15 protein-coding genes are annotated in these 15,397 nt (G+C 51.6%); 12 read left to right on the top strand and 3 right to left on the bottom strand.

Annotation, left to right across the window (positions count from 1 at the left end):
• Nucleotides 1–23 precede the first annotated feature (23 nt).
• The gene (locus ACJHYO_RS12960; RefSeq protein ID WP_001297957.1) at nucleotides 24–848 is read right to left on the bottom strand and encodes a protein bax; all 825 of its coding nucleotides are present in this window, start codon (nucleotides 846–848) and stop codon (nucleotides 24–26) included.
• Nucleotides 849–1,167: 319 nt separating this feature from the next.
• On the opposite strand from ACJHYO_RS12960, the gene malS reads away from it, so the two are divergent.
• Together malS and avtA are read left to right on the top strand one after the other, a co-directional pair.
• On the top strand, nucleotides 1,168–3,198 hold the full coding sequence (gene malS, locus ACJHYO_RS12955; RefSeq protein WP_085455594.1) for an alpha-amylase: 2,031 nt from the start codon (nucleotides 1,168–1,170) through the stop codon (nucleotides 3,196–3,198).
• A gap of 177 nt (nucleotides 3,199–3,375) precedes the next feature.
• Nucleotides 3,376–4,629 carry a valine--pyruvate transaminase gene (avtA, locus tag ACJHYO_RS12950; protein WP_000144359.1) on the top strand — a complete coding sequence of 418 codons (1,254 nt, stop codon included), beginning with the start codon at nucleotides 3,376–3,378 and terminating at the stop codon, nucleotides 4,627–4,629.
• 151 nt (nucleotides 4,630–4,780) lie between these two features.
• On the opposite strand, the gene ACJHYO_RS12945 is transcribed toward avtA, so the two are convergent.
• A complete protein-coding gene (locus ACJHYO_RS12945) occupies nucleotides 4,781–5,254 on the bottom strand; it encodes a 4Fe-4S binding protein (protein WP_001296520.1) in 474 nt (157 codons plus the stop codon).
• Nucleotides 5,255–5,355: 101 nt separating this feature from the next.
• Nucleotides 5,356–6,204 carry an IclR family transcriptional regulator YiaJ gene (gene yiaJ, locus ACJHYO_RS12940; RefSeq protein WP_000514241.1) on the bottom strand — a complete coding sequence of 283 codons (849 nt, stop codon included), beginning with the start codon at nucleotides 6,202–6,204 and terminating at the stop codon, nucleotides 5,356–5,358.
• Nucleotides 6,205–6,404: 200 nt separating this feature from the next.
• Between yiaJ and yiaK the strand changes: the two genes are divergently transcribed.
• From yiaK to araD, 10 genes are all read left to right on the top strand, one after another.
• Nucleotides 6,405–7,403: a 3-dehydro-L-gulonate 2-dehydrogenase gene (gene yiaK / locus ACJHYO_RS12935; RefSeq protein WP_410232481.1), complete on the top strand. Its 999-nt coding sequence runs from the start codon at nucleotides 6,405–6,407 to the stop codon at nucleotides 7,401–7,403.
• A gap of 11 nt (nucleotides 7,404–7,414) precedes the next feature.
• Nucleotides 7,415–7,879 carry a YhcH/YjgK/YiaL family protein gene (locus ACJHYO_RS12930; RefSeq protein ID WP_000576092.1) on the top strand — a complete coding sequence of 155 codons (465 nt, stop codon included), beginning with the start codon at nucleotides 7,415–7,417 and terminating at the stop codon, nucleotides 7,877–7,879.
• Between the two features lie 22 nt (nucleotides 7,880–7,901).
• Complete coding sequence (locus ACJHYO_RS12925) at nucleotides 7,902–8,822, top strand: DUF4862 family protein (RefSeq protein WP_001357937.1); 921 nt, start codon at nucleotides 7,902–7,904, stop codon at nucleotides 8,820–8,822.
• A 113-nt stretch (nucleotides 8,823–8,935) separates the two neighbouring features.
• The gene (yiaM, locus tag ACJHYO_RS12920; RefSeq protein WP_000821446.1) at nucleotides 8,936–9,403 is read left to right on the top strand and encodes a 2,3-diketo-L-gulonate TRAP transporter small permease YiaM; all 468 of its coding nucleotides are present in this window, start codon (nucleotides 8,936–8,938) and stop codon (nucleotides 9,401–9,403) included.
• A 2-nt stretch (nucleotides 9,404–9,405) separates the two neighbouring features.
• Entirely contained in the window at nucleotides 9,406–10,683 is a 1,278-nt protein-coding gene (gene yiaN / locus ACJHYO_RS12915; RefSeq protein WP_000153839.1) for a 2,3-diketo-L-gulonate TRAP transporter large permease YiaN, read from the top strand.
• 12 nt (nucleotides 10,684–10,695) lie between these two features.
• Entirely contained in the window at nucleotides 10,696–11,682 is a 987-nt protein-coding gene (gene yiaO, locus ACJHYO_RS12910) for a 2,3-diketo-L-gulonate TRAP transporter substrate-binding protein YiaO (protein ID WP_000776928.1), read from the top strand.
• 3 nt (nucleotides 11,683–11,685) lie between these two features.
• A complete protein-coding gene (gene lyxK, locus ACJHYO_RS12905) occupies nucleotides 11,686–13,182 on the top strand; it encodes an L-xylulokinase (protein WP_000196103.1) in 1,497 nt (498 codons plus the stop codon).
• On the top strand, nucleotides 13,179–13,841 hold the full coding sequence (gene ulaD / locus ACJHYO_RS12900) for a 3-keto-L-gulonate-6-phosphate decarboxylase UlaD (protein WP_000089474.1): 663 nt from the start codon (nucleotides 13,179–13,181) through the stop codon (nucleotides 13,839–13,841). The genes lyxK and ulaD overlap by 4 nt, the downstream gene beginning before the upstream one ends.
• Complete coding sequence (locus ACJHYO_RS12895) at nucleotides 13,834–14,694, top strand: L-ribulose-5-phosphate 3-epimerase (protein ID WP_001297963.1); 861 nt, start codon at nucleotides 13,834–13,836, stop codon at nucleotides 14,692–14,694. Before ulaD ends, ACJHYO_RS12895 begins: the two co-directional genes overlap by 8 nt.
• Nucleotides 14,688–15,383: an L-ribulose-5-phosphate 4-epimerase gene (gene araD, locus ACJHYO_RS12890; protein ID WP_000893156.1), complete on the top strand. Its 696-nt coding sequence runs from the start codon at nucleotides 14,688–14,690 to the stop codon at nucleotides 15,381–15,383. Before ACJHYO_RS12895 ends, araD begins: the two co-directional genes overlap by 7 nt.
• Nucleotides 15,384–15,397: the final 14 nt, after the last annotated feature.

Below are 15,397 nucleotides of genomic sequence, written 5' to 3'. Positions count from 1 at the left end.
GGATAAGGCTCGAGGAAATGCAATTACATATGCGCCGCGATTAACCGTTGGTTATCCTGGTACATTGCGAACAGGTAGTTGTTATAACTCTTCCCTTTGGTCGAGTAGCCCTTCAGCTTGTGAATCATCGCTGTGGCAGTCACTTCCTGATCCGCTTTACGCAGTTGTGCACGCGATTTACGGAACGAAGAGTAAGCCGGGTGCGTATTGAGGTTAGTGACATAGGCGCTCACCGATTCTTTGACAGAACTAAACTGTGAGTACCCTTTCACTTTACCCGGCGCATTGGTACAACGTCCTTTCATGCATTTCATGCCGAACAGGTTGTTGTTGTTGCGCGCCAGCTTTGACGTTCCCCAACCGCTTTCTGCTGCAGCCATCGTCGCCACCATACTGGTAGGGATAATGTCTACGCGTTCAAGCAAGGTATTCCACGGGATTTTTCGCGTATTACCAGACCACTTCACCTTGTAGCGTTTGGCGATGTCTTTCAGACGCGCACGCTCAGCAGGTGACCATTGGCCCTGATACTGTTTTGAAATCAGCCAGTTACGTTCCGCAGTAATGGCCGCATTTTGGCTGGTAATGTAAGGCATTACAGTCCGGAGAAACGCCTTTTTCCTTGGTGTTCCGGAAGGGTATTTTCGCAAATCAGGAAGTGAACTACTCTTTGCACTATTGCGAGAATACTCTTGTTTACTGCTTACCTGTTTATTACTAGCTTTAGTTAAGTGGGACTTTTGACTCGCTGTTGTTGTGTGCGTCTTCGCTAACACCTCACTCGAAAACACCAGAGTGAGTAACATAAGAATCATCGCCCCATATCGTCGTATGGGAGTCAAAATCATCAGGTCTCCTGGTCGGATTTAATCATTCCAACACCTTATATTTTTCACAAATTTGAGAGTTGAATCCCAAATCATATCAAAAATAGCTGTCAAGAGCACCCCAAGGAATAGTCCAAATCTGAAACTATGTCACGAGTTAACGATTCAGATTGGCGCTAAATCGCAGAAAATGTGGGGTTTATCGCAAAATTCAGCCGTTTTTTGCGCGCGATCGCTCACCCTTGCTTCTCATCCTGTGGACTTACCGCTCAGGGATGAGTTTTGTCTGGCTTATCGCTGGCAAACTGTCTGAAATCGCAGCAATAAGGACTCATCCGCCATGAAACTCGCCGCCTGTTTTCTGACACTCCTTCCTGGCTTCGCCGTTGCCGCCAGCTGGACTTCTCCGGGGTTCCCTGCCTTTAGCGAACAGGGGACGGGAACATTTGTCAGCCACGCGCAGTTGCCCAAAGGTACGCGTCCACTAATGCTAAATTTTGACCAACAGTGCTGGCAGCCTGCGGATGCGATAAAACTCAATCAGATGCTTTCCCTGCAACCTTGTAGCAACACGCCGCCTCAATGGCGATTGTTCAGGGACGGCGAATATACGCTGCAACTAGACACCCGCTCCGGTACGCCAACATTGATGATTTCCATCCAGAACGCCGTCGAACCGGTAGCAAGCCTGGTCCGTGAATGCCCGAAATGGGATGGATTACCGCTCACACTGGATGTCAGCGCCACTTTTCCGGAGGGAGCCGCAGTCCGGGATTATTACAGCCAGCAAATTGCGATAGTGAAGAATGGTCAAATAACGTTACAACCCGCTGCCACCAGCAACGGTTTACTCCTGCTGGAACGGGCAGAAACTGACACATCCGCCCCTTTCGACTGGCATAACGCCACGGTTTACTTTGTGCTGACAGATCGTTTCGAAAACGGCGATCCCAGTAATGACCAGAGTTACGGACGTCATAAAGACGGTATAGCGGAAATTGGCACTTTTCACGGCGGCGATTTACGCGGCCTGACCAACAAACTGGATTACCTCCAGCAACTGGGCGTCAATGCTTTATGGATAAGCGCCCCATTTGAGCAAATTCACGGCTGGGTCGGCGGCGGTACAAAAGGTGATTTCCCGCATTATGCCTATCATGGTTATTACACACAGGACTGGACGAATCTTGATGCCAATATGGGCAGTGAAGCCGATCTACGGACGCTGGTTGATAGCGCGCATCAGCGCGGTATTCGTATTCTCTTTGATGTCGTGATGAACCACACTGGCTATGCCACGCTGGCGGATATGCAGGAGTATCAGTTTGGCGCGTTATATCTTTCTGGTGACGAGCTGAAAAAAACGCTGGGTGAACGCTGGAGCGACTGGAAACCTGCCGCCGGGCAAACCTGGCATAGCTTTAACGATTACATTAATTTCAGCGACAAAACAGGCTGGGATAAATGGTGGGGAAAAAACTGGATCAGAACGGATATCGGCGATTACGACAATCCTGGATTCGACGATCTCACTATGTCGCTGGCCTTTTTGCCGGATATCAAAACCGAATCAACTACCGCTTCTGGTCTGCCAGTGTTCTATAAAAACAAAACGGATACCCACGCTAAAGTCATCGACGGCTTTACCCCTCGCGATTACTTAACCCACTGGTTAAGTCAGTGGGTCCGCGACTATGGGATTGATGGTTTTCGGGTCGATACCGCCAAACATGTTGAGTTGCCCGCCTGGCAGCAACTGAAAACCGAAGCCAGCGCTGCACTTCGCGAATGGAAAAAAGCTAACCCCGACAAAGCATTAGATGACAAACCTTTCTGGATGACCGGTGAAGCCTGGGGCCACGGCGTGATGCAAAGTGACTACTATCGCCACGGCTTCGATGCGATGATCAATTTCGATTATCAGGAGCAGGCGGCGAAAGCAGTCGATTGTCTGGCGCAGATGGATACGACCTGGCAGCAAATGGCGGAGAAATTGCAGGATTTCAACGTGTTGAGCTACCTCTCGTCGCATGATACCCGCCTGTTCCGTGAAGGGGGCGACAAAGCAGCAGAGTTATTATTATTAGCGCCAGGCGCGGTACAAATCTTTTATGGCGATGAATCCTCGCGTCCGTTCGGTCCTACCGGTTCTGATCCGCTGCAAGGTACGCGTTCGGATATGAACTGGCAGGATGTTAGCGGTAAATCTGCCGCCAGCGTCGCGCACTGGCAAAAAATCAGCCAGTTCCGCGCCCGCCATCCCGCAATTGGCGTGGGCAAACAAACGACACTTTCGCTGAAGCAGGGCTACGGCTTTGTTCGTGAGCATGGCGACGATAAAGTGCTGGTCATCTGGGCTGGGCAACAGTGACTTTTCCGGCTTCCCGTTCGTCAGTACCTCGGGAAGCCGCCAACCAGGATAAAATGTCAGCCCTAATCAGCATTGCAGGATAAAGCCCCGCTCACTCTTCAACAGACCGATTTGCACCCCAGCAAATGTAGCGTTATTGTTACCTTCCTTGCTACAGAGTTCGACAGATATCCCGCTATGACATTCTCCCTTTTTGGTGACAAATTTACCCGCCACTCCGGCATTACGCTGCTGATGGAAGATCTGAACGACGGTTTACGCACGCCTGGCGCGATTATGCTCGGCGGCGGTAATCCAGCGCAGATCCCGGAAATGCAGGACTACTTCCAGACGCTACTGACCGACATGCTGGAAAGTGGCAAAGCGACTGATGCACTGTGCAATTACGACGGTCCACAGGGGAAAACGGAGCTACTCACACTGCTTGCCGGAATGCTACGCGAGAAGTTGGGTTGGGATATCGAACCACAGAATATTGCACTAACAAACGGCAGCCAGAGCGCGTTTTTCTACTTATTTAATCTGTTTGCCGGACGCCGTGCCGATGGTCGGGTCAAAAAAGTGCTGTTCCCGCTGGCACCGGAATACATTGGCTACGCTGACGCCGGACTGGAAGAAGATCTGTTTGTCTCTGCGCGTCCGAATATTGAACTGCTGCCGGAAGGCCAGTTTAAATACCACGTCGATTTTGAGCATCTGCATATTGGCGAAGAAACCGGGATGATTTGCGTCTCCCGGCCGACGAATCCAACAGGCAATGTGATTACTGACGAAGAGTTGCTGAAGCTTGACGCGCTGGCGAATCAACACGGCATTCCGCTGGTGATTGATAACGCTTATGGCGTCCCGTTCCCGGGTATCATCTTCAGCGAAGCGCGCCCGCTATGGAATCCGAATATCGTGCTGTGCATGAGTCTTTCCAAGCTGGGGCTACCTGGCTCCCGCTGCGGCATTATCATCGCCAATGAAAAAATCATCACCGCCATCACCAATATGAACGGCATTATCAGCCTGGCACCTGGCGGTATTGGTCCGGCGATGATGTGTGAAATGATTAAGCGTAACGATCTGCTGCGCCTGTCTGAAACAGTCATCAAACCGTTTTACTACCAGCGTGTTCAGGAAACTATCGCCATCATTCGCCGCTATTTACCGGAAGATCGCTGCCTGATTCATAAACCGGAAGGAGCCATTTTCCTCTGGCTATGGTTTAAGGATTTGCCCATTACGACCGAGCAGCTCTACCAGCGCCTGAAAGCACGCGGCGTGCTGATGGTGCCGGGGCACAACTTCTTCCCGGGACTGGATAAACCGTGGCCACATACACATCAATGTATGCGCATGAACTACGTACCAGAGCCGGAGAAAATTGAGGCGGGTGTGAAGATTCTGGCAGAAGAGATAGAAAGAGCCTGGGCTGAAAGTCACTAAAAATTGCCTGATGCGCTACGCTTATCAGGCCTACATGATTTCTGCAATATATTGAATTTGGTAGAATTTGTAGGCCGGATAAGGCGTTTTATCCGCATCCGGCATAAACAAAGCGCACTATCCCTGCGTTGAGAAACGCCGGAAAAACGTTTCAAACAGGCTGCTGCCGTAGCCGATGTCGCTGCACTTTCTCGACATCCATGCACTGCAACGCCTTTGTCGGGCAGGCTTCAACACAGGCCGGCCCCGTCGCCCGATGCCAGCACAGATCGCACTTAATCGCCCTCGCCTTTTTGCGCGAAGAAACGACCTCCATCGCACCAAACGGGCAAGCCAGCATACAGCTTTTACAGCCAATGCAACGTGATTGTTCAACGAAAATATGCCCATGTTCGCGGCTTATCGCGTCAACAGGGCAGACATTCGCGCACGGTGCATCTTCACACTGATGACAGGCTACTGCCGTGGTCCAGCTGTGGTCTTTAATGACACGAATACGGGAAATAAACTCGTCTGGTGACAACGCAGCGCAATCCTGATTCTCCTGATGCGACACTGCGCAAGCCACTTCACAGGTACGGCAACCGATACATTTCGTCGCATCCGCAATAATAAACCGGTTCATGATCACTCCTTTGCACTAAAACAGCAGAGTGCCAGAGAGCGCGTCCCTACTGCTTTGATCCAACGAAGGAAATGTTAAAGTTTTGGCACTTGTCCAAAGGGTTATGTGATCGCGCCCTGGTCGTCCCTGACAGTAAATCCCAGTTCATTAGAAATAGCCTGCGCGGTTTCACGCAGTGGTTTCAGGAGATTTTTCTCTCCCACCTGTTTCAGACGTGATGTCGAAAGCGAAATCGACACGGCGTACGGCACCCGCCCATGAATATCAAACACCGGAACAGCAATACAGGAGACGCCGAGTTCGTTTTCTTCTCTGTCCATCGCCGCTCCACTTTCACGAATGTGCGCCAGTTCGTCGAACATCGCGGGCAGCTCGGTAATGGTATTGCGGGTTAACGGCTGGATCTCATGCTGATGGCTTTCCCAGTATGACTTCACGTAGTCCGGGTGACCAAACGCCATGTAGATCTTGCCCATTGCGGAACAGTAGAGCGGCATATGCTGGCCTATATAGGCACGGGTTCGCAGCATCCCGGTTGTGGGTTCCAGCTTATAAATCAAAATAGCGTGATCGTCTTCGCGGCTGGAGAAGTTAATAGTTTCACCAGTGGCGATGTTCAGAGCCTCAAGATGCGGAGCGGCGATATGAATGATATTCAGCGAAGATAGCGCCTTCTGCCCGACGGCAATAAATTTGGTGGTCAGGCGATAACTCCCTGCGGCGGGCGCGGTGGTCACATAGCCGCAGGACTGTAATCCCTGCAATAAGCGATGGACGGTACTCTTATTTAAACCAGCCAGCTCCGAAAGATGCGCCAACGGACAACCGTTTGGATAGTTGCTCAAAATCTCAATCAGCATCAACCCACGAAACAGACTCTGGCTTCCGGCTGGGCGCTCTTTTTCCTGCGCCATCTCGTTCTCTTTTTTTCCCATCACTTCTTTCCCCATTTTGTCGCGTCCTGATGGTAGCGCAAAGTGTGCCGTAGTTCACGATCTCGACAGATAATTTATAACCACTTGATTTTTAAGTTTTTTGAAATTCATCAATCAGATTGCTTTGTTAAAAAGTGATCGATATATTTGAAATCAAGTTTCGTATATTGAAATTTTAAGCCAAAAAAGCGATCAAAAAAACAAGGAAGCCTGGGATGAAAGTGACATTTGAGCAGTTAAAAGCAGCCTTTAATCGGGTCTTAATTTCACGCGGCGTTGACAACGAAACGGCTGACGCCTGTGCAGAGATGTTCGCCCGCACCACCGAATCCGGCGTTTATTCTCACGGCGTTAATCGTTTCCCTCGTTTCATTCAACAACTGGAAAACGGCGATATCATTCCTGATGCCCAACCCAAACGTATAACCAGCCTCGGCGCAATTGAACAGTGGGACGCCCAGCGTTCGATCGGTAACCTGACAGCGAAAAAGATGATGGATCGCGCCATTGAACTGGCTGCCGATCACGGTATTGGTCTGGTGGCACTACGTAATGCCAACCACTGGATGCGCGGCGGCAGCTACGGCTGGCAGGCGGCGGAAAAAGGCTATATTGGCATTTGCTGGACCAACTCCATCGCCGTAATGCCACCGTGGGGCGCAAAAGAGTGTCGCATCGGCACCAACCCGCTGATCGTCGCCATTCCTTCCACGCCGATCACCATGGTCGATATGTCGATGTCGATGTTCTCTTACGGCATGTTAGAAGTTAATCGCCTGGCAGGTCGTCAGCTCCCGGTAGATGGTGGCTTTGATGATGAGGGCAATTTGACCAAAGAACCTGGCGTTATTGAGAAAAATCGCCGCATTTTGCCGATGGGCTACTGGAAAGGTTCGGGCATGTCGATTGTGCTGGATATGATCGCTACCCTCCTTTCTGACGGCGCATCGGTTGCCGAAGTCACCGAGGACAACAGCGACGAATACGGCATTTCACAAATTTTTATTGCCATTGAAGTGGACAAGCTTATCGACAGTCCCACCCGCGATGCCAAACTGCAACGCATTATGGATTACGTTACCAGTGCCGAGCGTGCTGACGAAAACCAGGCTATTCGTTTACCCGGCCACGAATTTACTACCCTGCTGGCAGAAAACCGCCGTAACGGTATTACCGTTGATGACAGCGTGTGGGCAAAAATCCAGGCGTTATAAGGAGATAAGCCATGATTTTTGGACATATCGCGCAGCCTAATCCGTGCCGTTTGCCCGCCGCCATTGAAAAGGCGCTCGATTTTCTGCGCACCACCGACTTCAACGCCCTGGAACCGGGCGTTGTCGAAATCGACGGCAAGAATATTTATGCGCAAATTATCGATTTAACCACACGCGAGGCGGTAGAAAACCGTCCGGAAGTGCATCGTCGGTATATCGATATTCAGTTTCTGGCGTGGGGTGAAGAGAAAATCGGCATTGCCATTGATACGGGAAACAATAAAGTCAGCGAATCACTATTAGAGCAGCGCGATATTATTTTTTATCACGATAGTGAACATGAATCATTTATAGAAATGATACCGGGTAGTTACGCTATTTTCTTCCCGCAGGATGTACATCGCCCGGCATGTAATAAAAATGCCACTACGGCAATACGCAAGATCGTGGTTAAAGTGGCCCTCGCTGCTTTATAAAAAATGATTACTGGAGCACATAATGAAAACGAATAATGCCGGTTATATTATCGGCGCGTATCCCTGTGCACCTTCTTTTCACCAAAGAAGTGAAGAGGAAGAGAAGGATTTCTGGCGACAATTATCTGAGACTCCAGACATTTTGGGGCTGGAACAACCTTGCCTGGAAAATTTTCACCCGCTGGGCGATCAATGGTTACTCCGTCATACGCCAGAGAGCTGGAAATTTGTCGTCACCGCAGTGATGGAAACCATGCGTCGCCGCAGCGAAAACAGCGGGTTTGGTCTCGCCTCCAGTGATGAAGAACAGCGCCAGGCCTGCGTGGCGTACTATCGCCACCTGTTCAATAAAATCAACGCATTGCAGGCTAATAAAGTGCTCGCACTGGAGCTCCAGGCTGCACCGTTAGCAACGAATCCTAATGTTATGCAGGCGACGGACGCTTTTGCCCACTCATTGAAAGAAATCGCCAGTTGGGACTGGCCGTGCAAGCTGGTGCTGGAACACTGCGACGCCATGACATCTTCTTCCCCCCGAAAAGGCTTTTTGCCTTTAGAAAATGTGCTGGAAGTTATTACCGATTATGACATCAGCATCTGTATCAACTGGGCGCGCTCTGCCATTGAAGGGCGCAATACAACGCTGCCGCTGACCCACACCCAAATGGCGAAACAAGCCGGAAAACTCGGCGCGTTGATGTTCTCTGGTACGACGCTAAACGGGGCATACGGCGAATGGCAGGATTTACACGCACCGTTTGCACCATTCTGCGCAGAAAGCCTGATGACCACAGATCATGTTCGCGAGTTATTTAATGTAGCAGAATCGTCAACATTGCATTTTGCTGGCATCAAGCTACTGGAAATAAATGCGACGGCTGATGTGCACCATCGCATCGAAATATTACGTAACGGCATTCACTCTCTGAATGAATCTCGTTAAATAGTTCCGCTTATATATCACTTTGAATATCTAATTAGCCGTTTTCTGATAATTATTACGAATATTAACAACATTAGCGCATAAAAAATATTGCATAACCAGAAGGACTCGTTATGAAACGGATACTCGAAGGCATTCTTGCGATCATCATCGCAATACTGTCTTGTATTATTTTTATTAATATCATTCTTCGATATGGATTCCACACAAGTATATTATCGATTGATGAATTATCCCGACTTTTATTTGTCTGGTTAACCTTTATTGGCGCAATCGTTGCTTATATGGACAACAGCCATGTGCAGGTTACTTTTTTAGTCGAAAAACTCTCACCGGCTAATCAACAACGTGTTTCGCTGCTAACCCATACGCTCATTTTATTGCTGTGTCTGGGGCTGGCCTGGGGCGCTATAGAAAAAACAGCGCAAGACTGGAGCAACTTATCGCCCATTCTTGGCGTCCCCGTTGGCTTAATGTACGCCGCCGCTATCCCCACCAGTCTGATTATCGCATTGCTGGAATTGCGTCACTTATACCGGCAGTTCACAAATACACCCAGCCGAAACCAACAAGGAGCCTGACGATGACAATCCTTATATTTATTGTCAGTTTGTTAGGGGCTATCGCAATTGGCGTTCCCATCGCCTGGGCATTATTACTGTGCGGCATTTCATTGATGTTCTGGATGGATATCTTTGATGTGCAAATTCTGGCACAAACGTTGGTAAATGGCGCAGACAGCTTCTCCCTGTTAGCCATCCCCTTCTTTGTACTGGCGGGTGAGATCATGAACGCGGGCGGCCTGTCGCAACGTATCGTCGACTTGCCAATGAAACTGGTAGGCCACAGGCCAGGCGGTCTGGGTTACGTGGGCGTGCTGGCAGCGATGATCATGGCAAGCCTGTCCGGTTCTGCGGTTGCTGATACCGCAGCTGTCGCGGCGCTGCTGGTGCCGATGATGCGCCAGGCCAACTATCCGGTAAACCGCGCCGCCGGGCTTATCGGTTCCGGGGGGATTATTGCGGCCATTATCCCGCCTTCCATACCACTCATTATCTTCGGCGTCTCCAGCGGACTCTCCATCAGCAAACTGTTTATGGCGGGCATCGCACCGGGCATCATGATGGGCGTCACGCTGATGGTTACCTGGTGGTGGCAGGCAAAACGACTGAATTTACCTTGTCAGCCGAAAGCCTCACTACGAGAAGTCTGGCAATCCTTAGTTTCCGGTATTTGGGCGCTCTTTTTACCGATAATTATTATTGGCGGTTTCCGTTCGGGGTTATTTACACCGACCGAAGCAGGCGCGGTTGCCGCCTTCTACGCTCTGTTCGTCTCGGTGGTGGTCTATCGCGAGATGACCTTCTCCACGCTTTATCATGTGCTGATTAACGCGGCAAAAACCACATCCGTGGTGATGTTCCTGGTGGCCTCTGCTGCGGTATCTGCATGGCTTATTACGATCGCCGAATTACCCATGATGGTATCGGAGCTATTACAACCGTTGGTTGATTCGCCTCGCTTATTATTCATCGTCATTATGCTCGCTATTATGGTGATCAGTACGGTCATGGACTTAACGCCTACCGTATTAATTCTTACACCAGTATTAATGCCATTAGTGAAAGAAGCGGGAATAGATCCGGTCTATTTCGGCATCATGTTTATTATCAACTGTTCAATATCACTGATTACGCCTCCAGTCGGTAATGTTCTTAACGTGGTATGCGGCGTGGCGAAACTTAAATTTGACGATGCGGTAAAAGGCGTTGCGCCTTACGTCATGGTTTTATTCATGTTGTTAGCATTATTTATTTTTATCCCGGAGCTCATTACCGCTCCTCTTAAATGGATGAGTTAAAAGGAAATCATAATGAAATTACGTTCTGTAACCTACGCTTTATTAATTGCCGGAGTGGCGACGTTCAGCACATCTTCTCTGGCGGCACAATCATTACGTTTCGGTTATGAAACCTCACAAACCGATTCACAACATATTGCGGCGAAAAAATTTAATGAATTACTGCAGGAAAAAACCAAAGGCGAACTGAAATTAAAACTGTTCCCGGATAGCACCCTTGGTAATGCGCAGGCGATGATCAGCGGCGTGCGTGGCGGCACTATTGATATGGAGATGTCTGGCTCTAACAACTTTACGGGACTCTCGCCCGTCATCAACCTGCTCGATGTCCCGTTCCTGTTCCGCGATACCGCTCACGCGCATAAAACGCTCGACGGCAAAGTCGGTGATGACCTGAAAGTCTCCCTTGAAGGTAAGGGGCTGAAAGTACTGGCCTACTGGGAAAACGGCTGGCGCGATGTCACCAACTCGCGTGCACCGGTCAAAACGCCTGCCGACCTGAAAGGGTTGAAAATCCGCACCAACAACAGCCCGATGAATATCGCTGCATTTAAAGTTTTTGGCGCTAACCCGATCCCGATGCCGTTTGCCGAAGTCTATACCGGGCTGGAAACCCGCACTATCGACGCTCAGGAACACCCGATCAACGTCGTCTGGTCAGCAAAATTTTATGAAGTGCAGAAGTACCTTTCCCTGACCCATCACGCCTATTCCCCGCTTCTGGTGGTGATCAACAAAGCGAAGTTTGATGGCTTAACGCCTGAGTTCCAGCAGGCACTGATCTCATCTGCGCAGGAAGCGGGTAGCTATCAGCGCAAACTGGTCGCCGAAGATCAGCAAAAAATCATCGACGGTATGAAAGAAGCGGGCGTGGAAGTCATCACCGATCTCGACCGCAAAGCCTTTAGCGATGCGCTGGGTACCCAGGTCCGTGACATGTTTGTTAAAGATGTTCCGCAGGGTGCTGATCTGCTGAAAGCCGTGGATGAGGTGCAATAAACCATGACGCAATACTGGCTGGGGTTAGATTGTGGCGGTAGCTGGCTGAAAGCCGGGCTGTATGACCGAGAAGGCCGGGAGGCGGGCGTGCAGCGCCTGCCGCTGTGCGCATTAAGTCCACAGCCAGGCTGGGCAGAGCGCGACATGGCAGAACTGTGGCAATGTTGCACTGCTGTCATTCGCGCCCTGCTTACCCATTCTGGCGTCAGCGGGGAACAAATTGTCGGTATCGGCATCTCCGCGCAGGGAAAGGGCTTATTTCTACTTGATAAAAACGACAAACCGCTCGGTAACGCCATTTTGTCCTCGGATCGCCGGGCGATGGAAATCGTTCGTCGCTGGCAGGAAGATGGCATCCCGGAAAAACTCTATCCGCTGACCCGACAAACCTTATGGACCGGGCATCCGGTGTCGCTGTTACGCTGGCTGAAAGAGCACGAACCAGAACGCTACGCGCAAATTGGCTGCGTGATGATGACGCACGACTACCTGCGCTGGTGTTTAACCGGCGTCAAAGGTTGCGAAGAGAGCAATATTTCTGAATCCAATCTCTACAACATGAGTCGCGGGGAATATGACCCGTGCCTTACCGACTGGCTGGGGATTGCTGAAATCAATCACGCCCTGCCGCCTGTTGTCGGATCTGCCGAAATCTGCGGGGAAATCACCGCTCAGACAGCCGTACTGACCGGTCTGAAAGCGGGTACCCCCGTTGTCGGCGGCCTGTTTGATGTGGTTTCCACCGCACTCTGCGCCGGGCTCGAAGACGAATTCACCCTCAATGCGGTGATGGGGACCTGGGCGGTGACCAGCGGCATAACCCACGGTTTACGTGACGGTGAAGCGCATCCGTATGTCTATGGTCGCTACGTTAACGATGGTCAATTTATCGTTCACGAAGCCAGCCCCACCTCTTCCGGCAATCTCGAATGGTTTACCGCACAGTGGGGAGAAATCTCATTTGCTGAGATTAATCAGGCCGTTGCCAGTTTGCCGAAAGCCGGTGGCGATCTCTTTTTCCTGCCGTTCCTGTACGGCAGCAACGCCGGACTCGAAATGACCAGCGGTTTCTACGGGATGCAGGCCATTCACACCCGTGCACACCTCTTACAGGCTATCTATGAAGGGGTGGTGTTCAGCCATATGACCCATCTCAACCGGATGCGCGAACGTTTTACTGATGTGCACACCCTGCGCGTCACTGGCGGCCCGGCGCACTCCGATGTCTGGATGCAAATGCTGGCGGACGTCAGCGGTCTGCGTATCGAGCTGCCGCAGGTGGAAGAAACCGGCTGCTTTGGTGCGGCACTTGCCGCCCGCGTCGGTACCGGGGTTTATCGCGATTTCAGCGAAGCCCAACGTGACTTACAGCACCCGGTACGCACCCTGCTGCCGGATATGGCCGCGCATCAGCTTTACCAACAAAAATACCAACGCTATCAACATCTCATTGCCGCACTTCAGGGTTATCACGCCCACATCAAGGAGCACACATTATGAGTCGACCACTTCTGCAACTGGCCCTCGACCACTCATCACTTGAAGCCGCGCAGCGCGACGTGACGCTGTTAAAAGACAGCGTCGATATTGTCGAAGCAGGCACCATTCTCTGTTTAAACGAAGGGCTTGGCGCAGTGAAAGCCTTGCGCGAACAGTGCCCTGACAAAATCATCGTTGCCGACTGGAAGGTCGCCGACGCGGGTGAAACGCTCGCGCAACAGGCATTTGGCGCAGGCGCTAACTGGATGACCATCATCTGCGCCGCGCCGCTCGCCACGGTGGAAAAAGGCCACGCGATGGCACAGAACTGCGGCGGTGAAATTCAGATCGAGCTATTCGGCAACTGGACGCTGGACGATGCCCGTGACTGGCATCGTATTGGTGTACGACAGGCGATTTATCATCGTGGTCGTGACGCGCAGGCCAGCGGGCAACAGTGGGGCGAGGCCGATCTGGCACGCATGAAGGCGCTTTCCGATATCGGCCTTGAGCTTTCCATTACTGGCGGGATTACCCCTGCTGACCTGCCGCTGTTTAAAGAGATCCGCGTGAAAGCGTTTATTGCCGGACGGGCGCTGGCAGGCGCAGCAAATCCGGCGCAAGTGGCTGGCGATTTCCATGCGCAAATCGACTCCATCTGGGGAGGCAAGCGTGCGTAATCATCCGTTAGGCATTTATGAAAAAGCGCTGGCGAAAGATCTCTCCTGGCCGGAGCGGCTGGTGCTGGCAAAAAGCTGTGGCTTTGATTTTGTCGAAATGTCGGTGGATGAAACCGACGAACGGTTGTCACGTCTTGACTGGAGCGCCGCACAACGTGCTTCGCTGGTCACTGCGATGATCGAAACGGGTGTTGCTATTCCGTCAATGTGCCTGTCCGCACATCGTCGTTTTCCTTTTGGTAGCCGGGACGACGCCGTGCGCCAGCGGGCGCGGGAGATTATGAGTAAAGCGATTCGCCTGGCGCGCGATCTCGGCATTCGTACTATTCAACTGGCAGGTTACGACGTCTATTACGAGGATCATGACGAAGGCACCCAGCAACGGTTTGCTGAAGGGCTGGCGTGGGCGGTTGAACAGGCAGCGGCATCACAAGTCATGCTGGCGGTGGAGATTATGGACACCGCGTTTATGAACTCTATCAGCAAATGGAAAAAGTGGGACGAAATGCTTGCGTCACCGTGGTTCACCGTTTACCCGGACGTAGGCAACCTCAGCGCCTGGGGCAATGATGTTCCCGCCGAACTGAAACTGGGCATCGACCGTATCGCCGCCATCCACCTGAAAGACACTCAACCCGTTACCGAACATAGCCCCGGACAGTTCCGCGATGTGCCGTTTGGCGAAGGCTGTGTCGATTTTGTTGGCATCTTCAAAACGCTGCATGAGCTGAACTATCGCGGATCATTTCTGATTGAAATGTGGACCGAAAAAGCCAAAGAGCCGGTGCTGGAGATTATTCAGGCGCGGCGCTGGATTGAAGCGCGTATGCAGGAGGCCGGATTTATATGTTAGAGCAACTGAAAGCTGACGTGCTGGCGGCAAACCTGGCGCTTCCCGTTCATCATCTGGTGACGTTCACCTGGGGCAATGTCAGCGCGATAGACGAAACGCGGCAATGGATGGTGATTAAGCCTTCCGGCGTTGAGTATGAGGTAATGACCGCCGACGATATGGTGGTGGTTGAGATAGCCAGCGGCAAGGTGGTGGAAGGCAGCAAAAAGCCCTCTTCCGACACGCCAACGCATCTGGCGCTTTACCGTCGCTTTGCGGAGATTGGCGGCATAGTGCATACCCACTCGCGCCACGCCACCATCTGGTCGCAGGCCGGACTTGATCTCCCCGCCTGGGGCACTACTCACGCCGATTATTTTTACGGAGCCATCCCCTGCACGCGCCTGATGACCGCAGAAGAGATCAACGGCGAGTATGAATACCAGACCGGAGAAGTGATCATTAAAACCTTCGAAGAGCGTGGGTTGAACCCGGCACAAATCCCTGCGGTGCTGGTGCATTCTCACGGCCCGTTCGCCTGGGGAAAAAATGCCGCCGATGCGGTGCATAACGCCGTGGTACTGGAAGAGTGCGCCTATATGGGTCTGTTCTCGCGCCAGCTTGCGCCACAGCTCCCTGCGATGCAAAACGAACTGCTGGATAAGCACTACCTGCGTAAGCATGGGGCCAATGCCTATTACGGGCAGTAGCCATGCCTGAGAGT

This window comes from Escherichia sp. WS1118 (assembly GCF_046487695.1).
In the GTDB taxonomy this organism is placed as follows: Bacteria; Pseudomonadota; Gammaproteobacteria; order Enterobacterales; family Enterobacteriaceae; genus Escherichia; species Escherichia coli.
The sequence above is the reverse complement of the archived record's forward strand: the minus strand, read 5'-3'. Positions and strand labels throughout refer to the sequence as shown.